Annotated in this window: 24 protein-coding genes; 9 read left to right on the top strand and 15 right to left on the bottom strand. The window is 68.6% G+C overall.

Features of this window, described 5'->3' with window-relative positions; translation table 11 throughout:
• Positions 1 to 53 precede the first annotated feature (53 nt).
• Complete coding sequence (locus tag CVV72_RS26980; protein WP_219146313.1) at positions 54 to 875, top strand: arylamine N-acetyltransferase; 822 nt, start codon at positions 54 to 56, stop codon at positions 873 to 875.
• A 3-nt stretch (positions 876 to 878) separates the two neighbouring features.
• Here CVV72_RS26980 and CVV72_RS26975 read toward each other — a convergent pair whose 3' ends face one another.
• Together CVV72_RS26975 and CVV72_RS26970 are read right to left on the bottom strand one after the other, a co-directional pair.
• Complete coding sequence (locus CVV72_RS26975; RefSeq protein WP_219146312.1) at positions 879 to 1,178, bottom strand: GNAT family N-acetyltransferase; 300 nt, start codon at positions 1,176 to 1,178, stop codon at positions 879 to 881.
• Complete coding sequence (locus CVV72_RS26970) at positions 1,175 to 3,952, bottom strand: EAL domain-containing protein (protein WP_219146311.1); 2,778 nt, start codon at positions 3,950 to 3,952, stop codon at positions 1,175 to 1,177. Before CVV72_RS26970 ends, CVV72_RS26975 begins: the two co-directional genes overlap by 4 nt.
• Before the next feature lie 246 nt (positions 3,953 to 4,198).
• On the opposite strand from CVV72_RS26970, the gene CVV72_RS26965 reads away from it, so the two are divergent.
• Entirely contained in the window at positions 4,199 to 4,720 is a 522-nt protein-coding gene (locus tag CVV72_RS26965) for a serine/threonine protein kinase (protein ID WP_219146310.1), read from the top strand.
• Here the strand turns inward: CVV72_RS26965 and CVV72_RS26960 are convergent.
• Positions 4,717 to 6,066 carry a nucleobase:cation symporter-2 family protein gene (locus CVV72_RS26960; RefSeq protein WP_219146309.1) on the bottom strand — a complete coding sequence of 450 codons (1,350 nt, stop codon included), beginning with the start codon at positions 6,064 to 6,066 and terminating at the stop codon, positions 4,717 to 4,719. The genes CVV72_RS26965 and CVV72_RS26960 overlap by 4 nt on opposite strands.
• Before the next feature lie 131 nt (positions 6,067 to 6,197).
• Between CVV72_RS26960 and CVV72_RS26955 the strand changes: the two genes are divergently transcribed.
• Together CVV72_RS26955 and CVV72_RS26950 are read left to right on the top strand one after the other, a co-directional pair.
• Entirely contained in the window at positions 6,198 to 7,412 is a 1,215-nt protein-coding gene (locus tag CVV72_RS26955) for an NAD(P)/FAD-dependent oxidoreductase (protein WP_219146308.1), read from the top strand.
• Between the two features lie 33 nt (positions 7,413 to 7,445).
• Positions 7,446 to 8,165, top strand: coding sequence for a Clp protease N-terminal domain-containing protein (locus tag CVV72_RS26950; RefSeq protein ID WP_219146307.1), 720 nt, complete (start codon positions 7,446 to 7,448; stop codon positions 8,163 to 8,165).
• A gap of 216 nt (positions 8,166 to 8,381) precedes the next feature.
• Here CVV72_RS26950 and gndA read toward each other — a convergent pair whose 3' ends face one another.
• Both gndA and CVV72_RS26940 read right to left on the bottom strand, forming a co-directional pair.
• Positions 8,382 to 9,821, bottom strand: coding sequence for an NADP-dependent phosphogluconate dehydrogenase (gndA, locus tag CVV72_RS26945; RefSeq protein ID WP_219146306.1), 1,440 nt, complete (start codon positions 9,819 to 9,821; stop codon positions 8,382 to 8,384).
• 230 nt (positions 9,822 to 10,051) lie between these two features.
• On the bottom strand, positions 10,052 to 10,960 hold the full coding sequence (locus tag CVV72_RS26940) for an MBL fold metallo-hydrolase (RefSeq protein WP_219146305.1): 909 nt from the start codon (positions 10,958 to 10,960) through the stop codon (positions 10,052 to 10,054).
• 219 nt (positions 10,961 to 11,179) lie between these two features.
• On the opposite strand from CVV72_RS26940, the gene CVV72_RS26935 reads away from it, so the two are divergent.
• From CVV72_RS26935 to CVV72_RS26925, 3 genes are read left to right on the top strand one after another with little or no spacing between them, the layout of a single operon-like run.
• Positions 11,180 to 12,037 (top strand): helix-turn-helix transcriptional regulator, encoded by an 858-nt coding sequence (locus CVV72_RS26935; RefSeq protein WP_126733165.1) that lies wholly within the window; start codon positions 11,180 to 11,182, stop codon positions 12,035 to 12,037.
• 1 nt (position 12,038) lies between these two features.
• Positions 12,039 to 12,854: an SAM-dependent methyltransferase gene (locus CVV72_RS26930; RefSeq protein WP_219146304.1), complete on the top strand. Its 816-nt coding sequence runs from the start codon at positions 12,039 to 12,041 to the stop codon at positions 12,852 to 12,854.
• 14 nt (positions 12,855 to 12,868) lie between these two features.
• Complete coding sequence (locus CVV72_RS26925; protein WP_219146303.1) at positions 12,869 to 13,726, top strand: SAM-dependent methyltransferase; 858 nt, start codon at positions 12,869 to 12,871, stop codon at positions 13,724 to 13,726.
• A 4-nt stretch (positions 13,727 to 13,730) separates the two neighbouring features.
• Here CVV72_RS26925 and CVV72_RS26920 read toward each other — a convergent pair whose 3' ends face one another.
• Together CVV72_RS26920 and CVV72_RS26915 are read right to left on the bottom strand one after the other, a co-directional pair.
• Positions 13,731 to 14,003, bottom strand: coding sequence for a hypothetical protein (locus CVV72_RS26920; RefSeq protein ID WP_219146302.1), 273 nt, complete (start codon positions 14,001 to 14,003; stop codon positions 13,731 to 13,733).
• Positions 14,000 to 14,272 carry a hypothetical protein gene (locus CVV72_RS26915; protein WP_034310462.1) on the bottom strand — a complete coding sequence of 91 codons (273 nt, stop codon included), beginning with the start codon at positions 14,270 to 14,272 and terminating at the stop codon, positions 14,000 to 14,002. Before CVV72_RS26915 ends, CVV72_RS26920 begins: the two co-directional genes overlap by 4 nt.
• A 350-nt stretch (positions 14,273 to 14,622) precedes the next feature.
• On the opposite strand from CVV72_RS26915, the gene CVV72_RS26910 reads away from it, so the two are divergent.
• Positions 14,623 to 14,877 (top strand): DUF397 domain-containing protein, encoded by a 255-nt coding sequence (locus CVV72_RS26910; RefSeq protein WP_034310466.1) that lies wholly within the window; start codon positions 14,623 to 14,625, stop codon positions 14,875 to 14,877.
• Positions 14,878 to 14,935: 58 nt separating this feature from the next.
• Here CVV72_RS26910 and CVV72_RS26905 read toward each other — a convergent pair whose 3' ends face one another.
• The 5 genes from CVV72_RS26905 to CVV72_RS26885 form a co-directional block, all read right to left on the bottom strand.
• The gene (locus CVV72_RS26905; RefSeq protein ID WP_219146301.1) at positions 14,936 to 15,484 is read right to left on the bottom strand and encodes a hypothetical protein; all 549 of its coding nucleotides are present in this window, start codon (positions 15,482 to 15,484) and stop codon (positions 14,936 to 14,938) included.
• Positions 15,477 to 16,610: a hypothetical protein gene (locus CVV72_RS26900; RefSeq protein ID WP_219146300.1), complete on the bottom strand. Its 1,134-nt coding sequence runs from the start codon at positions 16,608 to 16,610 to the stop codon at positions 15,477 to 15,479. The genes CVV72_RS26905 and CVV72_RS26900 overlap by 8 nt, the downstream gene beginning before the upstream one ends.
• A gap of 19 nt (positions 16,611 to 16,629) precedes the next feature.
• Positions 16,630 to 17,037: a FixH family protein gene (locus CVV72_RS26895; protein WP_219146299.1), complete on the bottom strand. Its 408-nt coding sequence runs from the start codon at positions 17,035 to 17,037 to the stop codon at positions 16,630 to 16,632.
• Complete coding sequence (locus CVV72_RS26890) at positions 17,034 to 18,482, bottom strand: hypothetical protein (protein ID WP_219146298.1); 1,449 nt, start codon at positions 18,480 to 18,482, stop codon at positions 17,034 to 17,036. The genes CVV72_RS26895 and CVV72_RS26890 overlap by 4 nt, the downstream gene beginning before the upstream one ends.
• Before the next feature lie 102 nt (positions 18,483 to 18,584).
• Positions 18,585 to 19,442, bottom strand: a complete 858-nt coding sequence (locus tag CVV72_RS26885) for an alpha/beta fold hydrolase (RefSeq protein WP_219146297.1) — start codon at positions 19,440 to 19,442, stop codon at positions 18,585 to 18,587.
• A gap of 54 nt (positions 19,443 to 19,496) precedes the next feature.
• Between CVV72_RS26885 and CVV72_RS26880 the strand changes: the two genes are divergently transcribed.
• On the top strand, positions 19,497 to 20,024 hold the full coding sequence (locus tag CVV72_RS26880) for an ABATE domain-containing protein (RefSeq protein ID WP_219146296.1): 528 nt from the start codon (positions 19,497 to 19,499) through the stop codon (positions 20,022 to 20,024).
• 4 nt (positions 20,025 to 20,028) lie between these two features.
• On the opposite strand, the gene CVV72_RS26875 is transcribed toward CVV72_RS26880, so the two are convergent.
• From CVV72_RS26875 to CVV72_RS26865, 3 genes are read right to left on the bottom strand one after another with little or no spacing between them, the layout of a single operon-like run.
• Positions 20,029 to 20,883, bottom strand: a complete 855-nt coding sequence (locus tag CVV72_RS26875; protein WP_219146295.1) for an oxygenase MpaB family protein — start codon at positions 20,881 to 20,883, stop codon at positions 20,029 to 20,031.
• On the bottom strand, positions 20,880 to 21,428 hold the full coding sequence (locus tag CVV72_RS26870) for a TetR/AcrR family transcriptional regulator (protein ID WP_219154148.1): 549 nt from the start codon (positions 21,426 to 21,428) through the stop codon (positions 20,880 to 20,882). Before CVV72_RS26870 ends, CVV72_RS26875 begins: the two co-directional genes overlap by 4 nt.
• Positions 21,425 to 22,807: an amidase gene (locus CVV72_RS26865; RefSeq protein ID WP_219146294.1), complete on the bottom strand. Its 1,383-nt coding sequence runs from the start codon at positions 22,805 to 22,807 to the stop codon at positions 21,425 to 21,427. Before CVV72_RS26865 ends, CVV72_RS26870 begins: the two co-directional genes overlap by 4 nt.
• Positions 22,808 to 22,815: the final 8 nt, after the last annotated feature.

Below are 22,815 nucleotides of genomic sequence, written 5' to 3'. Positions count from 1 at the left end.
TACCAGTTGGCGGACCTTGACCTCCAGTTAGGTGGAGGTGTCAATCTCGGAGCATGACAATCGCACCTGAGCAGGTCGACGAATGGACCGTCGACGCCCTCGACCTCGACACCTACCTCGGCCGGATCGGCCAGGACCGCGCGAAGCCTTCCGCCGCCGCGCTGCGTGAGCTGGCGAGGGCACACGTCCTGGCCGTCCCGTTCGAGAACGTCGACGTCGTTTTGGGGCAGCACAAGGGAATCGCGCTCGAAGACGTGATCGGCAAACTCGTCTCCCGCCATCGCGGCGGTTACTGCTACGAGCACGGAAGCCTTTTCGCCGCGGCCGCCGAGCAGCTCGGCTACCCCGCACGCCGTCTGGTCGCACGGGTGCAGCCGCAGAAGAACGGGCCGTACACGCATATGACGCTCGTGATCGAGGCGGACGGCATCCCGCATCTGGTCGACGTCGGATTCGGCGCCGGGATGCTGGTTCCGATGCCGCTGGTCGACGGCGCCGTGGTGGATCAGGCCGGCTGGCCGCACCGGCTCGTCGCCGACGGAGACTGGTGGCGCCTGCAGAAGAAGGAGGGCGACGACTGGACCGACCTGCACGCCTTCACACTCACGCCGATGCACCGGATCGACTACGAGGTCTACCACCACTACACGTCTACGCATCCGCGGTCGCCGTTCACCGGACAGCTGGTGGTCATGCGGCTGGAGGAAGGACTCAGCCGCAAACTGGTCGGTGAGGAGTTCATCGTCGAACGCCCGGACGGGACCAAGGAGACCACCACGATCCCGCCCGAGCGGCTCGACGCGACACTGCGCGAACTGGACGTCGTCCTCACCGAGGACGAGCTCGCGAAGCTGCTGACGATCTATCCGGGCTGAGGCTCAGAGTTCGAATTCGGCGCGCTTGTCCTCGGGGACGAGGTCCTCGTACTCGCGGTGTTTCGCGATGAACGAGCGCACGTACGGGCAGTAGGGCAGGACGGACCTGCCCTGCGCCCGGACGTCGTCGAGCGCCGCGGTCACCAGCTTGCCCGCCAGGCCCTGTCCCGCGAAGTCGTCCGAGATCTCGGTGTGCAGGAACAGGATCGCGTCCGGGCGGGTGCGGGTTTCCAGGAACCCGGCGGTCTTCCCGTCCACGACGATGTCGTAGCGGTCTTCTCCGGCTTTGATCTCGACACTCATCCCACGGCTCCGAAAAGTTCGTCCGGCGGGGCGGGGCGACCGAGATGGAAGCCCTGCGCCTGGTCACAGTGCAGCTCACGCAGGATCGCGAGCTGCTCTTCGTCTTCGACACCTTCGGCGACGACGATCAGGTCGACGGCGTGCGCCATCGCGATGATGCTCTTGACGATCGCCGCCGCGTCGCGCGATTCCGCGATGCCGGTGACGAAGGTGCGGTCGATCTTGAGCGTATCCAAGGGGAGCCGTTGCAGCTGGGCGAGCGACGAGTAGCCGGTGCCGAAGTCGTCGATCGCCAGTGAGACACCGAGATCGCGCAACGACGTCAGGACTTCGGCGGCCGCGGCCTGGTCCCGCATCAGCGCGCTTTCGGTGACCTCCAGGGTCAGCGCACGCGGCGGAAGCCCGGTGGTCTTCAGCGCGTCCTGCACGCCGGCGACCAGATGCGGGTCGTCCAGCTGCCGGGCCGAAAGGTTGACCTTGAGGTTGAGGTCGATGCCGAGTTGCTCGCGCCGTCTGGCGATCTCGCGGGTGGTGGTGCGCAGGACGTACTTGCCGATCAGGTTGATCAGGTCGCTTTCCTCGGCGAGCGGGATGAACTCGGCGGGCGAGATCGTGCCGTGTGCCGGATGTTTCCAGCGCAGCAACGCTTCCACGGCGACCATCTCGCCGGATTCGATGTCCACGACCGGCTGGTACGCCGTCCAGAGTTCCTCGTTCTGCAGTGCGTCGCGCAGGTCCTGTTCCATGCGGAGCCGCCGCTGCATCCGTTCTCGCAGCTCGACGTCGAAGAACTCGTAGCGCGCCCGGCCGAGCGTTTTCGCTTGGTACATCGCGACATCCGCGTCGCGCAGGAGGTCTTCGGCGGTCCTGGTGTCGTCGTTGGCCGCGGTGACGATGCCGATACTGGCGTCGATGTGCAGCTGCCTGCCGTTGACGGTGATCGGTTCGGTCAGCGCTTCGCGCAGATGCTCGGCCAGCGCCTTGATCTCGTGCGGCTCGGTGATCTCCGCGGTCACGACGACGAATTCGTCGCCGCCGAGCCTGCCGACGAGATCGTTCTCGCCGATCCCCCGGCGCAGCCGTTCGCCCGCGATGCGGAGCACCTTGTCCCCGACCGAATGCCCGAGGGAATCGTTGATCACCTTGAACTTGTCGAGATCGATGAACAGCAGCGTGGTCAGCTCGGCGCGGCCGGCGCCGGACAGCGCCTCGGCCAGGCTGTCCAGCACCAGCGTCCGGTTCGCGAGTTCGGTGAGCGGGTCGTGCGTCGCCTCGTGGGCGAGCCGTTCACCGATGGCGCGGCGTTCGGTGATGTCGGTGAACGAGGCGACCACCGCCTGGGCCGAGGGGTCTTCCGGGGTCAGCAGCCGCGACGTCAGCGAGATCCAGACGTCGTCGCCGGCGGGCCTCCGCAGCCGCAGTACGAGACCGGTCAGCGTGGCCCCGGTGCGCCGGGTGATCACCGACGGCATCCGGGCGGGCGGGATACGGCCCTGTTCGTCGTACAGCTCCAGTGTCACGCACGGGACGCCGATGAGATCGTCGTGGCCGACACCGATGATCCGGCACGCCGCGGGGTTGGCCGATTCGATGAGACCGCCGGGGCCGATCACGACCACGCCTTCGTCGAGGGACGCGACCACCGTGCTGTAGTGCTGTTCGGCGCGCCGCCGGGCCGTTTCGTCGGCGCAGACCAGGACGAACCCGTCGTTCATCTCCGCGGCCGAGATGCGGATGGCCAGAGTCGAGCCGTTGCGATGGCGGTGGGTCGTCCGCATGACGCCGCCCCTGCGCAGCACCGTTTCCGGGTCCAGCTCGGCGCCGACGAGTTCGCTGACCGTGCCGCCGATCGCCTCGCCCGCCGTCCAGCCGTAGACGTTCTCGGCGGCGGGGTTCCAGCTGGTCACCACGCCGGTGCCGCTGGTCGCGATGATCGCGTCGCTGACGTGGCTGATCAGCGCGGCCTGGTAGCGCAGGGTCGCCTCGGCGGCCTTCTGCGCGCTGATGTCACGCATGATGACTTGGAACGCGGGCCTGCCTTCCCACGTCGTGCGCACCGAAATGCTCTGGACCAGGTACTTCGTGCCGTCGAGGCGGAGCATGACGGTGTCGGCGGGGTCGGTCGACGCGCCTTGGCGGTGCAGCGAAGCGATCCTGTCCAGCAGGGCCGGGAGCGACTCGTCGGCGACGAAGTCCATGATCGGCCGCCCGATCAGCTCGGCGGTCGAAGACGCTCCGAGTGCGGAGACGGCCGCTCGGTTGACGTACGTGACAACCCCGGCTTCGTGGACACAGACCGCGTCGGGGCTGAGTTCCACCAAAAGCCGGTAACGGTCAGTGAGATCTTCGAGGGCTTGCCGGTTCTCGCGGATGTCGGTCACGTCGGTGGCGATGCCGAGCAGGCCCGTCGAACCGTTGTCGTCACCGATGGTGCGCGCACGCAACCGGACCCAGCGGACCTCGCCCGCCGGGTTCCGGAACGACTGTTCGAGTTCGAATTCGCGCCACGGCGGGGAAGTGCGGGTGCCGGAGGTCAGCGGGGCCACCAGGTCGGCGAGCCTCGACTCGATCTCGGCTTCGGTGAGGACGCCGCCACCCAGCAGGTTCTCCAGTCCTGGCAGCCAGGACAGGGTCTCCTGCTCGAAGTCGTACGACCAGATGGCGGCGTGGTCGCCCGCGAGGCCGAGATCGCCGACCGGCCCGTTTCCGAGCGGGGTACCTGCCGGATGACCGGAATTCCCGGCTCCGGGCACGGCGAGGGCGTCAGCCTCCATGGTCCGTCCGAATCCCCTCTTCCGGTGCTGGCAACGTCGATTACACCACCCGCGGGGGGCGCTGTATACGCGAACCGAAGGTCGGCCACCGCCGATAGGAGCGGAAGCGGATGAATGCACGCTGTGTGACTGGCCTACGCTGGCGTGTTCCATCGGGTGAATAATTTTTGGTTAACTTCACCCATTCGGCGGTGAGTTGCGGTAAAACTACTCCTCGCTCGTTCCCGGTGTGAAAGGTTTCAACTGGTGGATGACGACGACGTTTCGGTCGCCGACCTGCTTATTCGCGAGGGCTGGGACGACCACGAGGAGTCACGGGCAAAGTCACGCTGGAGAGTTGTCGCGGTGGTGATCGCCGTGGTCGTCGCCTGCGGCACGGCCGCCGTCCTCGTGGGGTTCGATTCGGACCCGGAACCGAACGCGGCGCCGCACCAGATGAGCGTCATCGAAATGCCGAAGCGGCCTTCGGAGAACGGGGGAGCCGGCGCGACGTCAGCGGTCCCGGCCACCGAGACGGTCGAAACCGGCGAGGGGGAGCCCTCCTCGCGGCCCAGCCGGACGTCGTCCAGCCGCCGCACGTCGAGTTCGGCCGCGTCGACGTCCGACTCCCCGGATCCGACCACGCCGACCTCGTCGAACGAGCCCGCCGATCCGCCGAGGACGACCGGATCCACTGTCGTGCCGCAGCCGCCCAACCCGACTCCGCCACCGCCCTCGACGACGCCGACCGAAGAGTGCAAGCTGTGGCCGAAATGGCTCTTCTGCTAAGGCGCTTGCAGTAGATCCGGCTCCCGGCGTTTGCCCAGGTGGTTGAACAGCAGGTTGAGGCTGAAAGCGACGATCGCGGCGACCGTGATCGGGCTGCCGCAGATGGTCTGAAGCCACGCCGGGAAATGCTGGAAGAAGATCGAGTTCCCGAACCGGTTCGTGGCGAACGCGGGCAGCAGGCCGACGCCGACCGACACCGCGACGATGAAAGTGTTGTGGTTCCCGGAGAACTCCACCTTCTTCAGGTTCTGTACGCCGACCGCGGCGACCATCGCGAACATGACCACCGCGACCGCGCCGATCACCGGCTCCGGCACGGCCGCGACGAAGGCACCGACCTTCGGCACCAGGCCCATCAGCACGAGCAGGCCACCCGCCATCGCGACCACCCACCGGCTGCGCACCCCGGTCATCTGCACGAGACCGACGTTCTGCGCGAAAGCGGTGTCCGGGAACGAGTTCATCGCGCCGCCGAGGATGGCCGAAAGGCCGTCGGTGGCGAGGCCGCGCGCGAGGTCGGAGTCCGTCGCCTGCCGTCCGGTGATCTCGCCGACGGCGACGAGGTCCGCGGTGGATTCGGTGTAGGTCACCAGCATCACGACACACATCGAGAGCACGGCCGCGATCGGGAAGGTCGGCGGGCCGAAGTGGAACGGCGACGCGAGACCGAACCAGCCGGCGTCGGCGATCCCCTTGAAGCTCACCAAGCCCATCGGGATGGCCGCGACCAGACCGATCAGCAGCGCCAGCAGCGGGCCGATCTGGCTCGCGAACCCGCGCAGAACCCGGGTGAACAGGACGATCACCGCGATCACGCCGAACGCGAGCGCGACGTTGGCGGGCTTCGCGTAATCCGGCGATCCGGTGTCGTGGCCGGCGATCAGGCCGACGCCCGGGCCGATGAGCGAAACGCCGATGACCACGAGCAGCGTGCCCGAAACCAGCGGCGGGAAGAATCGGATCATCTTCGCGAACGGTTTCGCGATGAGCAGGCCGAAGACGCCCGACGCGATCATCGCGCCGTAGACGGCCTGCATGCCGTACTGGGACGCGATCATGATCATCGGGTTGACCACGGTGAACGTCGCGCCCGCCACCACCGGCAGCCGGATGCCGAAGATCTTCCCGATCCCGACCGCCTGTATCAGCGTCGCGATGCCCGCGACCAGCAGATCCGCGTTGACCAGCAACGCGATCGTCGCCGCGTCCAGCTTCAGCGCGCTGCCCACGACGAGCGGGACGGCCACCGAGCCCGCGTACATGATCGTCATGTGCTGGAGGCCGAGCAAGGTCAGCTTCGGCAAGGGCGGGCGGGCATCGACCGGGTGGACCTCGGGCCTGGTCATGGAGCCCCCTTCTCACGTGCGGGAACAAGCAGTGGACTCGCCGGGCATGACCGTAGCGCGTCCTCCGCGTGAGGATCACGTTGCGAAGAAGCGGTGTTGAATGGACATCGGGCACAACGGAAGGAGCGCCGATGGAGACCGTCCTCGTCGTAGGGGCCGGGCAGAGCGGGTTCGGAGTGGCGACCTCGCTGCGGGACAAGGGGTTCGACGGCCGGGTAGTGCTGATCGGTGACGAACCCGGCCTGCCGTATCAGCGGCCTCCGCTTTCGAAGGGGTATCTCACCGGGACCGCGGGCGACGCCCAGTTGCGTTTGCGGCCCGAGGACTTCTTCGAGGAGAAGGACATCGAGCTGATCCCCGGCCGGGTCGCTTCGGTGGATCGCGAGGGCACGAAAGTGGTGCTCGAGGACGGGAGTGCCCACGCGTACGACCATCTCGTTCTGGCGACAGGAGCGGACAACCGCGTTCTGCCGGTCGCCGGGTCCACTTTGGACGGTGTGTTCACCCTGCGCACCAAGGATGACGCCGATGTCTTGCGTGCCGCGCTGGAAAGCGCGGAGAACGTGGTGGTGATCGGTGGCGGCTTCATCGGGCTCGAATTCGCCGCGCACGCCGGGCGGCCCGTGACGATCGTCGAGGCGCAGGACCGGTTGCTGGCCCGTGTCGCGACTCCCGAAGTCTCGGCGTACTTCGAGGCTCTGCACGAGGGGGCCGGGCACACGGTCCTGCTCGGCACGGGCGTCACCGCGTTGCACGGTGACGGCCGGGTGACCGAGGTGGAACTGAGCGACGGCAGCCGCCTGCTCGCCGACCTGGTGCTGGTCGGGGTCGGGGTGGTGCCGCGGACCCGGCTCGCCGAAGAGGCGGGGCTCGCCGTGGCGAACGGCGTCGTCGTCGACGAACACCTGCGCACGAGCGACCCGAAGATCTCGGCGGTGGGGGACTGCGCGAACTTCCCGTGTGTCCAGGCGGGTACGGCGACCCGGCTGGAGTCGGTGCAGAACGCCGTCGACCAGGCGCGGGCCGTGGCGGCCGTTCTCGTCGGTGAACCCGCGCCCTACGAGAGCCTGCCGTGGTTCTGGACCGACCAGCTCGGCGCGAAACTGCAGATCGCCGGGTTGCTGACCGGGGCGGACAAGACCGTCGTGACCGGGGATCGGGAAGGCGGGAAGTTCTCGGTGCTGTCGTTCCGCGACGGCGTGCTCGTCGGAGTGGAGTCGGTGAACCGGCCGCCGGACCACATCGCCGCGCGCCGCCTGTTCGCCGCGGATCCGGAGCCGCGGTTCGAAACGCTGGAGGCCAACGGCTTCGATCTCAAAGCCACCTTCGCGTCAACCCGAGGTTGACGACTCGGGGAGCGTCAACCTAAAGTTGACGACATGACGAATCCAGTCCGGCTCGACGACCTCATCTCCCATATCAAGCAGCAGCATCCCGACGGCGACGTGCTCGGCCAGCTCTCCGACGCGGTCTACCTCGGCGAGCACCTCGGCGAAGTGGCCGACCATCTGATCGGCCACTTCGTCGACCAGGCGCGCCGCTCCGGTGCGTCCTGGACCGAAATCGGCAAGAACATGGGGGTGTCCAAACAGGCCGCCCAGAAGCGCTTTGTCGACTCCAGTGGTTCTTCGCTCGAAGACCTGGTGAAGGTGTTCAGCCGCTACACCGATCGCGCGCGACAGGTCGTCGTCGCGTCACGGGACGCGGCGGTCTCGGCGAAGAGCCCGCAGATCGAGCCTGTGCACCTGGTCCTCGGCCTGCTCTCCGAGCCGGCCGCGCTCGCCGCCGGGGCGATCGTGGCGCAGAAGGTGACTCTCGAAGCCGTCCGCGAGGCCGCGGAGGCGAGGCTGCCGGAACCCGCCGACGAACCGGCGGAGGCGGCGAAGATGGCGTTCGGCGCGCAGGCGAAGAAGGCGCTGGAGCTGACCATGCGGGAGTCGCTGCGGCTCGGGCACAACTACATCGGCACCGAGCACATCCTGCTGGCCCTGTTCGAACTCGGCGACGACCTGCTGACCGGGCTCGGACTCACGAAGGAGAAGACCGAGAAGCTGATCCTGCAGGCGCTGGCGGAGATCGTCGCCGCACGCGGGAAATGACACGGGTCGCGCTCACCGTGCTGGTGTTCGTCGCCTTTGTCCTGTTGGCCGCGTGAAGGCCCTCTCGCGGTTTGCCCTCCGTCGGCGGAGGGCGACGACTCTCGTGCCGAATCGGACGTCACGTGGGATTGGGCGGACGTCGGGCGTGATTGGGCGGACGTCACGTGTGGCTGGGCGGACGACGCGCGCATCGTCCGTCCAGCCACACGGGAACTGTCAGGCGGAGGACTCGGGGCGGCCGTCGGCTGCCCAGGCGGTGTGGAACGAACCTTCGCGGTCGACGCGGCGGTACGTGTGGGCACCGAAGTAGTCCCGCTGCCCCTGCACCAGCGCGGCGGGAAGCCGCTCCGCGCGCAGACCGTCGTAGTAGGCGAGCGCGGTCGAGAAGCCCGGGGTCGGGATGCCGAGCCGTACTGCCGTCGAGATCACCGAACGCCATGAGTCCTGGGCGTCCTCGACGGCCTTGCGGAAGCCGCCCGAGGTCAGCAGCGTCGGCAACGCGGGCTCTTCGGCGTACGCGGCCGTGATGTCGTTCAGGAACTTCGCGCGGATGATGCAGCCGCCGCGCCAGATGGACGCGACCTTGCCGAGGTCGATGTCCCAGCCGTATTCGGCGCCGCCCGCCTGGATCTGGTTGAAGCCCTGGGCGTACGCCACCACCTTCGACGCGTACAGCGCCTGCTCGACGTCGTCCGCGAAGGTGTCCAAAGCGGACCCTGTCAGCGGAGCGCGCGAGGGACCGCCGAGGCCGCGGGAGGCCTCACGCAGGTTCGACGAGCCGGACAGCGAACGCGCGAACACGGCTTCGGCGATGCCGCTGATCGGCACGCCCAGATCCAGTCCGATTTGGACGGTCCAGCGACCGGTGCCCTTCTGCTCCGCCTGGTCCGCCACGATGTCGACGAACGGCTTGCCGGAAGAGGCGTCCGTGTGGGCCAGCACCTGCGAGGTGATCTCGATCAGGTACGAGTCGAGCCGCCCCGAATTCCAGGTGCGGAACACCTCGGCGATCTCCGCGGGGGAGTATCCGCCCGCACCGCGCAGGAGATCGAACGACTCGGCGATCAGCTGCATGTCGGCGTACTCGATGCCGTTGTGCACCATCTTCACGAAATGCCCGGCGCCGTCCGCGCCCACGTGCGTGCAGCACGGTTCGCCGTCGACCTTCGCCGAGATGTCCTCGAACAGCGGCCCGAGCGACTGGTACGACTCCTTGGACCCGCCCGGCATGATGCTCGGCCCGTGCAGCGCGCCCTCCTCGCCGCCGGACACTCCGGTGCCGACGAAGTGGATGCCCTTCTCGCGCAGCGCGGCCTCGCGGCGCCGGGTGTCCGCGAAGTGCGCGTTGCCCGCGTCGACGATCACGTCGCCCTTTTCCAGGAGCGGGACGAACTCGTCGATCACGGCATCCGTCGGCGCACCGGCCTTGACCATGATCACGACCTGGCGTGGCCGCTCCAGCGCGTCGACGAACTCCTGCGCCGAATACGCCGGGATGAAGTCGCCTTCGTCGCCGAACTGCTCGACCAGTTCCTTCGTCCGCTGCTCGGAACGGTTGTGCAGGGCCACCGTGTGCCCGTGCCTCGCCAGGTTCCTGGCCAGGTTGCGGCCCATGACCGCCAGGCCCGTGACCCCGATGCTCGCCTTCTTGCTCATCCGCACCCTTCCGCTTCGATTCCCGTGCCGAGCCTATCCCCGTCGAGGGATACGGCGCCGGGGCGAGAACGGATCAACCGGGAGTTGTCCACAACCTGGCCGGCCTGTGGACAACTCGGCTCACCTGGTGCTCGCGGCGGCACGCTGGGGTTCGAGGGTTCCCAGTGCCGCATTGGGGACACTGAGCGTCTCTAATGCGACATTGGGAACACCCGAGCGGCAGGAGCGTGTCACGAGAAGCACCGGATCGGTGCGCCGTTGAAGGTGACCATGTCCGCCAGCGCGGCCCCCAGGTCGATCGGCGCGCCCCACGCCAGCCCGTCCAGTTCGGCATACGCCCGGTGCAGGTTCGCCGGAAGCCGTTCCTGTTCGGACAGTGCCGCGTAGGGCCCGAGATCCGCTTCGCGAGCGGCCTGAAGCGGCGTCAGCCCGGCGGCCTTCCCGTGTGAAGCGAGTTTCTGCAGGAAACCCAGGTATCCGTCGACGACGTCGATCGCTTCGGGACCGCATACCGGGCCGTGGCCCGGGACGATCGTCTCCGGCTCCAGCTCGCGGACCAGGTCCAGTGCCTTCCGCCAGCCGGCAGGCGAGCCCATCAGCGCGAAGGGGCTGCCGCCGTTGAAGATCAGGTCGCCGACGAACAGCACCCGCCGCTCCGGCAGCCAGACGAGGACGTCGTTGGTGGTGTGCGCGGCGTGTCCAGGGTGGATCAGCTCCAGCCGGACGTCGCCGGCGTGCACGGTCAGCCGGTCGTCGAACAGCACCTCGGGCGGCCGCAGCTCCAGATGGCCCCAGTCGTTGCCGGTGAACGAGTTCTCGTAGGTGTTGATCCCGGTCGCGACCATCACCTCGCGCGTCTTCCGATGGCCGACGATCGTGGCGTGGGCCGCCAGGTGGTTGCCGTTCGTGTGGTCGCCGTGGTGATGCGTGTTGACCACGGTGGTCACCGGCGCCCCGCCCGCCGATTCCGCCGTCGCCAGCAGCGCCTTGGTACGCCGTTCGGTGGAACACGTGTCGATCACCACGGTGTGATCGCCCGCGGCGACGAAGCCGCAGTTGTTGATCCACCACGATCCGTCCGGCTGGACGTACCCGAAGACACCGTCGGAGACCTGCCTGGCGAAGGGGGATTGGTCCACTCGGTCACTATGCCCGACCGGCGTGCCCGAAATGTGACGAGATCGCTCCGCCACCAGGGTGACGTACCAGGTGACTGGTGTTTTCGGCCGTTTCCTGGAACGCTGCGCAATGTCATCATCGAACCCCGCAAGGTGAAGTACCCTGGGTGGGTTCGAGTATTCGCGCGCAGGACGGCGGGCAGCCGCGGTCCTGGTTATGAGGTCCGGGAGAGCAAGGCGATGGCCAGCACCGTCACCTCGCGCCGGAAGCAGCTCGGAAACGAGCTCCGGCATGCCCGCAACGCCGCGCGGATGACACAGCAGCAGGTCGCCGAGGTTCTCGGCTGCACCCAGGGCAAGGTCAACAAGATCGAGTCCGGTGCCGTCGGGGTCAAGCTCGGGGATGTGCGATCCATGCTGAACGCGTTCGGGATCAACGGCGACGAGGCCGACACGTTGATGAACCTGGCCCGCGCCGCGGCCGGGCAGCGCGGCCACTGGTCCGGCTACCGATCCGTGGTGCCGCACTGGTTCCGCACCTTCACCGACCTCGAACCCGCGGCCGCGGAGATCCTCACCTGGCACGGCGAGCGCATCCCCGGCCCGTTGCAGTCCGAGCACTACATGCTCAAGCAGTTCACCGAAGCGGGCGCCACCGACGTGACCTCACTGGTTCGCAACCGGCTGGACCGCAAGGCCGTCTTCGAACAGCAGCAGCCGCCCTACTACCGGTTCATCATCAGCGAAGGCGCCTTGCGCCGCGCTCCGGGCGGCTCCGCCCCGGCCGTGATGCTGGACCAGGTCGAGCATCTGCTGGCGCTGGACAAGCATCCGCGCGTGTATGTGCACGTGTTGCCGTTCGGCGCGCGGCTCGCCGCGGTGCCCAACGATTTCACCATCATGCGGTTTCCCGATCGCACCAGGGATTTCGTCTACATCGAACATTCCGCGGGCGGGTTGTACCTCGACGACGTCAAGGACTTCAACATCTTCGTCGACTCCTGGGACCGGCTGCGCGGCGCCGCGCTGGAGCGCCAGGAGACCCGGCAGTTCCTCAAGGAACTCGCCGAGCTGTACAGAACCCAGATGCAATCCTGAGATGGACCCGCGATTCCTGCCCGACGGCGTGGATCTCGAGCGGCCCAACGCCGCCCGGATCTACGACTGGGCGCTCGGCGGAACCGCGAACTGGGCGGTGGACCGGGAATTCGGCGAGCAACTGGTCAAGGCGTTCCCGCTCATCCGCTCGCTCGCCAGGGCCAACCGCGCCTTCCTCGGCCGCGCGGTGCGGTATTGCGCCGAGCACGGCGTGAACCAGTTCCTCGACCTCGGCTCCGGCGTGCCGACGGTCGGCAACGTCCACGAGATCGCCGACGACGTCGACGGCGACAGCCGGTGCGTGTACGTCGACAACGAACCGGTCGCCGTGGCGCACGCCAGGATCCTGCTGGAGCGGAACGGGGATCCCGCCAGGCACGCGGTGCTCGGCGGCGACCTGCGCGACGCGGACGACATCTGGGAACGCGCCATCGACACCGGCGTGCTCGATCCGGCGAAACCGGTGGCCCTGCTCACCGTCGCGGTCCTGCATTTCGTGCCCGGCCCCGGGCTCGACGGCGTCATCGCGCGCTACCGGCGCCTGCTGCCCGCGGGCTCCTTCTACGTCCTGTCCCACGTCACGCTGTCCGATGTGGAAGGCGACGAGCTGGGACAGGTCCAGCGCGTCGTGAAGCAGTACGAGCAGTCGAGCACGCCCGCGTCCTTCCGCGACAAGGAAGAGATCCTCGGTTTCTTCGGTGATTTCGACCTCGTGGCACCGGGTCTGGTCCCGGTCGGCGCATGGCGGCTGGACGATCCCCACTCGCCTGCGCTTAACTGCGCCATCGGCGGGGTCGCCCGCAAACCCGGTTTCTGACGAGGTGTGACGGTATGACGACGCAGCAGGACCCCATCGACCCGGTGGCCCCCGAAGGGGTCGATCTCGAACGACCCAACGTGGCGAGGGTGTACGACTGGTTCCTCGGCGGTTCGGCCAACTGGGCGATCGACCGCGAGTTCGGCTCGCAGGTGCTGAAGCAGTTCCCGGAGGTCAAGACGTTCGCCCGGGTCGGCCGTGACTTCCTCGGCCGCGGTGTGGGGTATCTGGCACGCCAGGGGATCACGCAGTTCCTCGACATCGGCTCCGGGGTGCCCACCGTCGGCAACGTCCACCAGATCGCGAGCGCGGTCAATCCGGACAGCCGGGTCGTCTACGTCGACATCGAGCCGGTCGCCGTCGCGCATTCCCAGCTGTTGCTGGAACGGGAGGGGCTGCTCGGGCGGCACGCGGTCCTGCAGGGCGACGTGCGGGATCCCGCCGACATCTGGAAACGCGCCCTCGAGACCGGGGTGCTCGACCCGCGGCAGCCGATCGGGCTGGTCATGGTCGGCCTGCTGTACTTCCTCGGCCCGGAGGAGCCCGTCCACGAGATGGTCCAGCGGTATCTCGATTTCCTGCCGTCGGGTTCGTACTTCCTGTCGTCGCATCTGACGGAGGACGGGGTCACCCGTAAGGAAGGCGACAACCGGGAGAACGTCCAGGAGCTGTACAAGAAGACGAGCGCGCCGTTCCATCTGCGGTCGCGCGCGGAGTTCACCGCGTTCTTCGACGGGCTGGAGCTGGTGGAGCCCGGCATCGACTGGATGGCCACCTGGCACCTCGACGAAGCGGATTCCCGGGCGAGCGACCGGTTCGCGGACGACCCGACCTTCACCGGCGGGCTCGGCGGGCTGGGCCGCAAGCCCTGAGCGGTCAGGCCCGGCCGGTCAGATGCCCGATCAGGGGCGTCAGCTCGAACTGACCTTCGAGCGGCCGGCCGGTCCTGATCAGGTCCCGGTGCGAGCCGGGCGAATCGACTTCCGAGTTCCACGGCGGCTGTTTGCGCAGTGGTGCCTGGATGAGGCTGAACCCGAACCGCTGACGCAGTTCGAGCCCGATGGTGCGGTGGTGATGCTTCGCCGAGGCCAGGCGTTCGTCCTCACGGCGGAACAGCAGCGTGGTGAGACGGACGGCCACGACGGTCACACCCCCCGGCTCGGACGCGGCAACCGCGCCTGGTCGGCCGAACCGGCGAGGCCGAGACAACGCTCACAGGGCATCCCCGAACCGACGGGAACCCATTCCAGGTGGTCGTACGGCATCGCCGCGCCGCAGCGGGCGTGCAGGAACTCGGGGTGCGAACCCCCGGTGTGCAAGTCGAAGAGATGAGCGGAGCGGCGGCTTTCGCCCGCTGTCCCGGCCATGAGCCTGCCGACGGCGAGTACCGTCGCCGGCATGGTGTCCTGAATGATCACGCTGATCCTCCCCCACGAGGTCGGCGGTGGGTGGTCATGCGCCGCGGGGTGGGTGTCCCTGCCGGTCACCTGCCGTCGGTGGCCTGCCGGAACGGCGAAACTCCCTGCTGACGCACCCGGTGACGTCCGTCGCCGGGGTGTCCGCGTGCTGCGAGCGAATCACCAACAACCGAGCCCCGGCCGCTGCGATTAATCCTACTCCTGGAATAATCTTCATGTCGAGGGTGGGCGGAGTTGATCACCCACTTGGCCGTGCGGGATAGTCCCGTTGAGGCAGGGAGAAGCCGGGACGGTGACGGTTCGCGCAGGTCGCGGCCCGCACCCCCGACCGACGTTCGGAGGTACGACCAATGGCCGATTATCCATCGGCGGCGGATTACGATCCGACCACGGCCGTGTCGCTGTTCGACGACTCCGCGTGGGAGAAGTCCTTCGCGAGTGAGCCCAACGGGGGGAACTGCGTCGAGGTCAACCTCGGCAAAGAAGGCCTGGTGGGGGTCCGTGACACCAAGCTGGCCCAAAGTCCCGTCTTCGTCTTCGATGCCGGTGAGTGGAACGCCTTCCTCGTGGCGGTCAAAGCCGGACAGTTCGATTTGAGCCCATGACGAACGGCTCGCGTGCCCATCGGGACACGCGAGCCATCCGATCTTCGGTCACTTCAAGTCACACCGTGGCGGGGAGCCCGTTCCCGCGCAGCCTGGATTTCGTCCTGCGCCAGGCGACGGCGATCAGCACGGCGAGGACGATCAGCGGGATCAGGCTGATCGACCAGCTCACCGCCATCGGCGGTCCCGGCTGTTCGAGTACCGCCAGCTCCCGCAGTTCTCCCGTGCCCTTGCCCGCGGGTCCCTCGATCTCGAACCGGAACGTCCACGAGCCCTGCGTCTGCAGGGCGCGGATGTCCAGTCCCCACACCTCCAGTTTCCGCGGATGCTTCGCGAGCGGCTGCGGACGGCCCAGCCGCCCGGTCTCCGGATTGACGAACGCGAGCGTCCCCGACTTCCCGGCGATCCCGTCGTCCGGGATGAACGTGAAGTCCAGCGATTGCATGGCGCGCAACGGCCACGTGCTGAAGCCGACCGTCATCCCGTACGGTCCGACCTGGACCCGTTCGGTGTGGACGATGTTCACCGGTTCGTAGGCGTTCGCCGCCGGCGTGGTCGCGAACAGCAAGCCGATCGCGGCCGCCAGGGCCAGCAGTGTCTTACGCATGCGCGTTGTCCCCCTTCGCCGGGGCGAGCAGCCCCAGCATCCCACCGAAGCGCCACCCGGCGAACCCGCCGAGCAGCCCGACCACCGCGCCGGCGCCCGCCGTCGCGAACACGACCGCCCACGGCATCCGGTCGGCGCCGTAGACGATCGCGTTCTGGATCGGCATGCTCGCGCCGACCAGGAGGCCGCCGACCGCGCCTGCCAGCACCGAAACGCGGCCCGTGGACCAGCCGCGCCGCGAAAGCAGGTACACCGCTTCGAGTACGGCCGCGATCGGCAGCAGCGCCATCGGCATCATCGAAGGCATCGCCGGAACGCCGTCGATGTAGTCGCGCATCGGCAGGCCGACGGCTCCCGCGTACGCCTCCGCTGCCCACGGCGAGAACCACCAGGTGATCGCCTGGATGACCGCCAGCGCCGCGGCGACCCGGACCGCGCCGCCGGGCCGCGCCCAGAATCCGGCGCCCGCGGAGACCAGCAGCACCGAAAGCAACGCGATGCCCACGGAGACGACGTCGAGCCCGTCGACGTCGACCTGCTGCAACCCCAGCACGGTCACCGTGCTGAACGCGATCAGCACACCGAGGCTGCCGACCACGCCGACGGTGCCCCAACGGTGCTCCCGCGCGGCCGCGAACACCATGACCGTGCCGATGATGCTCAGCGTGATCGACAGCAGCAGCCCGATGTGCGGCGGCGAGTCGATCACCGCGTCGAAGCCGTAGAGACCGTGCCACCACTGGTCCCACAGGCCGTACAGCAGGAACATCGCCGCGCCGGTGCCGGTCACCAGATAGCCGGCCGGTGCGGCGAAGACCTTGCCGAAGACGTTGATCGCGCGGCCGCCGACGCGCGCGTCGACCGGGCGGCCCGCCCGGCGCGCGGCCGTGGTCATCAGCACGACCACGAGGCTCGCGAGCCCGGAGATCGCGCTGCCCGAATACAGGAACAGATGCGGCATCGTGAAGAACGTGTCCGGGCCGACGTCGCCGTGCCATTGGATGTCCCAGGTCAGCCCGATCAGCGAGATCACCGATCCGGCCAGCACGGTGCCCGCCGGTACGAGACCGGTGCGTTCACTGCGTGCCACCGAGACGGTCCTCGCCCCTCCCGCGGTGAGATCCATACCCCCGACCTCCCTCTCTTTACTTGACCAGCAAAGGAAAAACGTGCTGCGTGGCGCCGGACGGCCCGCGCAGTGAAACGGTGATCTCCCATTGCCCCGACATCGGCAGCAGGACGTCGCCGGTGCGGAACCTCCCCGGGCCTTCCGCGATCGCGGGTGACGGGGCGAGCGCGTGCCCCATCTGCGGCATCACGGGTTCGAGGGTGACGACGTCCGGCGTGGCGCCGGTGACGGTCAGCGTGAAGACGTTGCCGCCCTGATGCGGATCTTCGACCGACAGCTGCACCGTGTACGGGCCCTGCGTCGAGCGCTGGACCTGCGCCCCGCCGCCGCTCGGCCACACCAGCCAGGCCACGATCGCCACCGCGAGCACCGCGACCACGGAGATCAGCAGGACGGGCTTACGTCTGTCCACTGTGGAAATCACTGAGGTGCCCCTTCCGCCGGGACCTCGATCTGCATGGGCACGGTCAGCACCGTGTAATCGCGTTCGGCCTGCACCCAGATCCGGTACTTGCCGGGTGTGGAGAAGGTGTAGGTGAACGGGACGTCGGGGCCGTACGCGGCGACGGTCTCATCCGGTTTTCCCGGCATCCCAGGCGATTGCGGGATCATCGAATGCACATGGGCCCAGGTCGGCGCGGCAGCGGCATCCGCGCCGACCCGGCTGTCGCCGGTGATCGGGCCGACGACGATCAGGTGGCCGAGCATGCCCAGCCAGGGTTGGAGATCCGCCTTCCCGAACCGCGCGGTGATCGTGGTCGGTTTCCCCTGCCGGACCTCGACGTCGATCGGGTTCCCTTGCACGACTCGCTTTCCCGCTCCGGCGGGCACGGGTTCGGCGGGAGAGTCCGTTCCGGTCGCGACGCTCAGCGTGGTGCGGGCCAGTTGCACGCCGCCGCCTCGACGGGCGAGTTCCGCGGCGACGGCGTAGGTCCCGGCCTCGGGCGGGGTGAACTTCACCCGGTAGTCACCGGGGCCGACCCGCACCGGATGCAGATGCCAGAGCCTGCCCGTCGGCGAGATGACGACGAGGTGGATCAAAGCGTTGTCGTGCACCAAAAGGTCGTCGACGGGCCGGCCGGTCGCGCCGTCGGCGAGCGCGACCCGGACCTCGGCGAGCGCCCCCGATCGCGCGTTCGGCGAACGCACGGCCAGATTCACCGGTGGCCGGGAGAAGTCCACAGTGGACATCTGCGCGTTCGCGTACGGGTCCTGGATGTTGTCGATCGTCGGGTCCAGCGCCGTACCGGGCGCGGGCGGCGGCGGGGTGGACGCGGAGAGCATCGCGCCGGTGATCGCGACCGCGAGCGCGGCGACCATCCCGCCGGCGGGGATCAGCGCGAGTTGCGGACGGCGCACCCGCAGCGCGACGACGAGACCGAGTACCAGGAACACACCCGCGGCGACGAAGCCGCCGAAGGTGGCCTTCTCCCACGGTGGGATGACCCTGGCCGGGACGATGAACGGGATCGACGCGGTATCCGTCCCGTCGTCGAGACCGAGTTCCCACGGCCCCGGTTGGTCGACCTGGAGCCGCCCGGAATGCGCGCCGGGTTTGCCGTCCAGCCGCACGGTGGTTTCGGAAAACGTCGCCCCGGCGGCCGACGCGCGCAGTTTCAGCGTTCCCGGCGCGCTTCCGGTGTGCGTGACGACGTCGACGTGCAGCGGCCCTGGCGCGATGTCCATCCGGCGCAGGATGACCGTGAGATCACGGGTGCCCAGTGTCTGCGCGACTTGGACGTCCGCGCCGCTCGACACGCCGTCCGCCTGGGCCGTGCCGCCCAGCAGCAAGGACGCCAGCGCGCAGAGCACGAGTACGCGGGCGATGACCAACGGCGTCGTGCGCCGCCCCCTCGGTGAATTCCCCATCCCGGCCGAAGTTAACGACGATGGTCCGGGAAAGCGTCACGGCGCGGGGTGAACCGGGGTCCCCCGTAAAGGGGACCGCACCCCTTACCGCAGGTGGGGGATTCAGCTGAGCAGAAACGGTTTCAGGTTTTCCAGCAGGGCGCGAGGGCGTTCTTCGGCGAGGAAATGGCCGCATTCTTCGATCGCCGTACCGGAGACGTCGTTCGCGTAGTCCTTCCAGATCTCCAGTGTCGGCAGCTTTCTCAGGAGACCGCTCGCTCCCCACAGCGCCAGCACGGGGAGTTCGAGGCGGCGACCCGCGTCGAAATCGGCGTCGTCCGCTTCGGCGTCGTGCGGGAAGGACGCGCGGTAGTCGTCGAAGCCGGCTCGCAGGGCGCCCGGCGCGGAGAACGCGCGGACGTATTCGTCGACGGCCTCCCGGCTCAGGCCCTGCCGCTGATGGGTCCAGCGTTCGAAGAAATAACCGAGATAGGCGGCGATGTCCCGGCCGGCGAGCAGTTCCGGCAGATCCGGCTGGAGGTGGAACAGCCAGTGCCAGTAGGCGCGGCCGATCCCGGTATCGAGGCGTTTCCAGAGTTCCCTGGTGGGGATGATGTCGAGGACGGCGAGCCGGTCGACCTGATCGGGCCGGTCCAGTGCCCAGCGGTGGGCGACCCGACCACCGCGGTCGTGCCCGACGACGGAAACCCGCTCGAAACCCAGGTGGGTGGCGAGGGCGGCGACGTCCGCCGCCATCGTACGTTTGTCGTAGCCGTCGCGTGGCTTGTCCGATTTTCCGTAGCCGCGCAGGTCAGGGGCGATGACGGTATGCGTTTCGGCCAGTTCGCCGATGATCTCGCGCCAGCAGAAGGACGTCTGCGGCCAACCGTGCAGAAGGAAGAGCGCGGGGCCCTCTCCGGCGCGCAGGTAGTGCAGGCGGATGTCGTCGACCGAAGCGGTCTCGCTGTCTAACCGGTTCATGGGGTTAGAAGTTAGACCGGCGTCCTAACCGATGGCAAGGGTTAGAATCCTGGGATGGAGTGGGTCTTCGACGGCGGGCGACCGTGTCTCGACCTCGTGAACACCGTGCGCGAGCGGCACGAGGAAGGCCGCGAGCTGCTCACCGGCCCCGCCGCCCTCGCGGAATGGCTGCGGCTGATGGGCTTCGCCGTCGCTGGGGCGAGCGTGGGGGAACTGTCGGCCGCACGGGCCTTGCGGGAAGCCGTCGACAACGTGCTGTTGGGGGAGCCGCGGCCGCCGGATGTCCTCCTGGTCAACGAGATGGCGTCCGATGCGCCGTCGCCGTGGTTGAGTTACGACGACGGCAAGCCGGTCAAGGAGCTGAGGCCGGTGTCGGTCGTCGCTGCTCTCGGCGCGCTCGCGGCCGACGCGATCGACCTCGCGACCGAGGCCATCGCGGTCCGGATCTGCGCCGCCGACGACTGTGGCCTGCGCTTCTGCGACGCCTCACCCCGGCGTTCGCGCCAGTGGTGCTCGATGGCGCGCTGTGGCAACCGGGCGAAGGCCCGCGCCCATTACGCCCGCACCCGAAAGCGCGATTAGCGGACTAACCGCCGAGGAGCCGATAGGCGCGGGGGTGCGCCCGGAACCAGACGTTGAGCCTGCCGATCCGGCGCACGAGCGCAGACCGCAACGTCACCGGCACCAGGCCGCCGACCAGCCGCACCGCCGCGCTGAACCGGTCGAACCGGCGCTGGTCCCGGCCTGTCCACTGTAGACCGAGGCGATCGCGGAACGCGGGTGGCAGCGTGGCGCGGATGACGAACATCTGCCCCCGATGTTGCCATCGCTGAAGCCGGGTCCAGCGTTGGTCGGGCAGCCATCGCCACGGTTTCTTCACCGTGCGGATCGTTTCGAACAACGTCGCGATCGTCTCGTTCGGGCCGAAACCGTCGATCATCTCCGCGTAGTACCGCTCGAATTCCGGCCATGTCGGTGGCATGTCCTGCTCTCGCAGACCGAGAAGCCGTCCGACGTCGCACATCTGCGCGTAGTATTCGTCCAATTCGGACGGAGTCATCGGAGTTCCGTAGAACCGTTGTGTGTCAACGGGAACCATGACGAGCGTGGCGTGCACCCAGGCGTACGCGTGCGGGTTCAGCGCGCTGTAGCGGCGGCCGTCGTCGTCGACACCGGTGAACGACCGGTGCAACTCGCGCAGCCGATCCGCCTCGTAACGGGCGCCCTCGGGGCCGCCATAGATGTAGATGGACAGCGACGCGGCCGTGCGCATGAGCCGGGTCCACGGATCTTCGACGTAGTCGGAGTGATCCCGCACCCCGGCCGCGACGACCGGATGCGCGACCTGCAACACCAGCACCTGGCCCGCCAGCAGCCCGGCCCGGAAGTCGCCGAAGTACCTCCACGCCGCCGTCCCCTTGACGATCGGCGGACCGCTCATGACGCGCCGCGGACGAGCATCATCAACGACTGCGCCACCTCGACGCCGTCGTCGCCCGTGGCCAGCCTGCGCAACTGCAGGCCGGCGATCAGCGCGACGACCGGGCCGGTCAGGCGCTCCGGCGACGGCACGCCGAGCGTTTTCAGGATCACCAGCGCCAGCTCGTCGTAAGCGGCGAAACACCGGGCGGCCGCGTCCTGGAGCCCGGGGTCGCGCGCGGCCTGCAGGTACAGCTCGTGCGCGCCGAGTTCGTCGGTGCCGAAGGGCAGTTGCGCGATGACCTGCTCCACCACCGACGCGGCCTGCTCGACGCTCAAGCCCTGCTCGCGGTACGCGTCGACGAATCCGGTCAGCTTCGCGGTCTCTTCTTCGACGAACAGCAGCATCGCCTCACGCAGCAACGCGGTCTGGCTGGGGAAGTGGTAGGTCAGCGTGCCGAGCGAGACACCGGCCGCGGTCGCGATCCGGCGGTTGGTCAGCCCGCCGACGCCCTGTTCCCCGACCACCTTGAGCGCGGCGTGGAGGATGGCTTCGCGGGTGTTCACCAAGCGGTCTCGGGTTTGCGGTCCTGCCACCGTTCGACCTCTTCCAGTTGCGCGGCCAGCGAGATCAGCCGTTCCTCGGCGTGCGAGGGGCCGAGCAGTTGCCCGCCGAGCGGCAGTCCTTCCCGGCTCAGCCCGGCGGGGACGTTGACGCCCGGCCAGCCCAGCACGTTCCACGGCCAAGCGTAGGGGCACGCGGCGATCATGGCCTGATCGGTCTGCCAGCCGGAGAGCGCGTCGAAACTGCCGATCCGCGGTGGTGGCGTGGCCGTGGTCGGCGTGAGGACGACGTCCACCCGGCCGAACACCGAGCCGATCTGCCGTTGCAGCAACGGTTCCGTGGCGCGGGCGAGCCGCAGGGCCGGTCCGGCCAGCGCCGAGCCCTGCCGGGCGTTGGCGCGCGTGCGCGGATCGAGCCGCGCCTGGTCCGGGACGCGACGGGACCAGTCACGCACGCCGACGAGCGAACGCGGCAGGAAGGTCAGGCCGATCAGCCGGTAGTCGGGTTCGACCTCGACGATCTCGTGGCCGAGTTCGGCGAACCGTTCCGCGAGCCGGACGACGGCCGCGTGCGCTTGCTGGTCGAGCCGGGTTTTCGTTGCGGTGAAAGGAATCCTGGTGGAGAGCCCGATCCGCAGGCGGCCCGGTTCGCGGCGGGCGGCCGCCTGGAACGCGGTGCCGGTCCCGGCGGCGACGTCGAGCAGCAGGGCCGCGTCGGCGACGGTGCGCGCGAGCGGGCCGACCACGGTCAGCCCGTGGAAGAGCTCGCGTTCGGTCGGGACGCGGCCGCGCTGCGGTTTGATCCCGACCAGATCGGTCCACGCGGCGGGGATCCGGATCGACCCGGCCCCGTCGGAACCCAGCGCGGCGGCGATCACCCCCGACGCGATGGCCGCCGCCGCGCCGCCGGAGGAACCGCCCGGCGTGCGCTCGGTGTCCCACGGATTGCGGGTCGCGCCGAACGCCGGGCCTTCGGTGAACGGCCACTGGCCGAGTTCGGGGGTGTTGGTCTTGCCGATGAGCACCGCGCCCGCCCGGCGAAGCGCGGCGACCGGCGGGGAGTCCGTCGTCGCGGCGGCGAAGTCGCCTTCGCAGCCGAACGCCGTCGGCAAACCGGTGACGTCGAGGTCGTCCTTGATGGCGGTGGGAACCCCCAGCAGGGGAGCGGTCTCGCCTGCGGCGAGCCTTCGGTCCGCCTCCTCTGCCTCGCGAAGGGCTTCTTCAGCGCGGAGGCATTTGAAGGCGTTGAGAACGGGTTGGCTGGCCTCGGCCTTTTCGAGCGCCAGACGCGTGAGCTCGACCGACGTCGTGGCTCCGGTGGCGAGCATCGAGGCCTGTTCGGCCAGGCCGGTGAACGCGAGGTCCGCCTTCGAGGTGGTCATGGGCTCCC

It is taken from the genome of Amycolatopsis sp. TNS106 (genome assembly GCF_019330265.1).
GTDB lineage: Bacteria > Actinomycetota > Actinomycetes > Mycobacteriales > Pseudonocardiaceae > Amycolatopsis > Amycolatopsis lurida.
This window is presented reverse-complemented; position numbering and strand designations above follow the sequence as displayed.

Bases quoted from the DNA above. Each gene is read 5' to 3' on its own strand.
- CVV72_RS26975 (WP_219146312.1), bottom strand. From the start codon at position 1,178: ATGAGTGTCGAGATCAAAGCCGGAGAAGACCGCTACGACATCGTCGTG.
- CVV72_RS26925 (WP_219146303.1), top strand. From the start codon at position 12,869: ATGACGACGCAGCAGGACCCCATCGACCCGGTGGCCCCCGAAGGGGTC.
- CVV72_RS26890 (WP_219146298.1), bottom strand. From the start codon at position 18,482: ATGGGGAATTCACCGAGGGGGCGGCGCACGACGCCGTTGGTCATCGCC.
- CVV72_RS26880 (WP_219146296.1), top strand. From the start codon at position 19,497: ATGGAGTGGGTCTTCGACGGCGGGCGACCGTGTCTCGACCTCGTGAAC.
- CVV72_RS26950 (WP_219146307.1), top strand. From the start codon at position 7,446: ATGACGAATCCAGTCCGGCTCGACGACCTCATCTCCCATATCAAGCAG.
- CVV72_RS26875 (WP_219146295.1), bottom strand. From the start codon at position 20,883: ATGAGCGGTCCGCCGATCGTCAAGGGGACGGCGGCGTGGAGGTACTTC.
- CVV72_RS26955 (WP_219146308.1), top strand. From the start codon at position 6,198: ATGGAGACCGTCCTCGTCGTAGGGGCCGGGCAGAGCGGGTTCGGAGTG.
- CVV72_RS26935 (WP_126733165.1), top strand. From the start codon at position 11,180: ATGGCCAGCACCGTCACCTCGCGCCGGAAGCAGCTCGGAAACGAGCTC.
- CVV72_RS26865 (WP_219146294.1), bottom strand. From the start codon at position 22,807: ATGACCACCTCGAAGGCGGACCTCGCGTTCACCGGCCTGGCCGAACAG.
- CVV72_RS26930 (WP_219146304.1), top strand. From the start codon at position 12,039: ATGGACCCGCGATTCCTGCCCGACGGCGTGGATCTCGAGCGGCCCAAC.
- CVV72_RS26885 (WP_219146297.1), bottom strand. From the start codon at position 19,442: ATGAACCGGTTAGACAGCGAGACCGCTTCGGTCGACGACATCCGCCTG.
- CVV72_RS26905 (WP_219146301.1), bottom strand. From the start codon at position 15,484: ATGCGTAAGACACTGCTGGCCCTGGCGGCCGCGATCGGCTTGCTGTTC.
- CVV72_RS26980 (WP_219146313.1), top strand. From the start codon at position 54: ATGACAATCGCACCTGAGCAGGTCGACGAATGGACCGTCGACGCCCTC.
- CVV72_RS26970 (WP_219146311.1), bottom strand. From the start codon at position 3,952: ATGGAGGCTGACGCCCTCGCCGTGCCCGGAGCCGGGAATTCCGGTCAT.
- CVV72_RS26910 (WP_034310466.1), top strand. From the start codon at position 14,623: ATGGCCGATTATCCATCGGCGGCGGATTACGATCCGACCACGGCCGTG.
- CVV72_RS26900 (WP_219146300.1), bottom strand. From the start codon at position 16,610: ATGGATCTCACCGCGGGAGGGGCGAGGACCGTCTCGGTGGCACGCAGT.
- CVV72_RS26960 (WP_219146309.1), bottom strand. From the start codon at position 6,066: ATGACCAGGCCCGAGGTCCACCCGGTCGATGCCCGCCCGCCCTTGCCG.
- gndA (WP_219146306.1), bottom strand. From the start codon at position 9,821: ATGAGCAAGAAGGCGAGCATCGGGGTCACGGGCCTGGCGGTCATGGGC.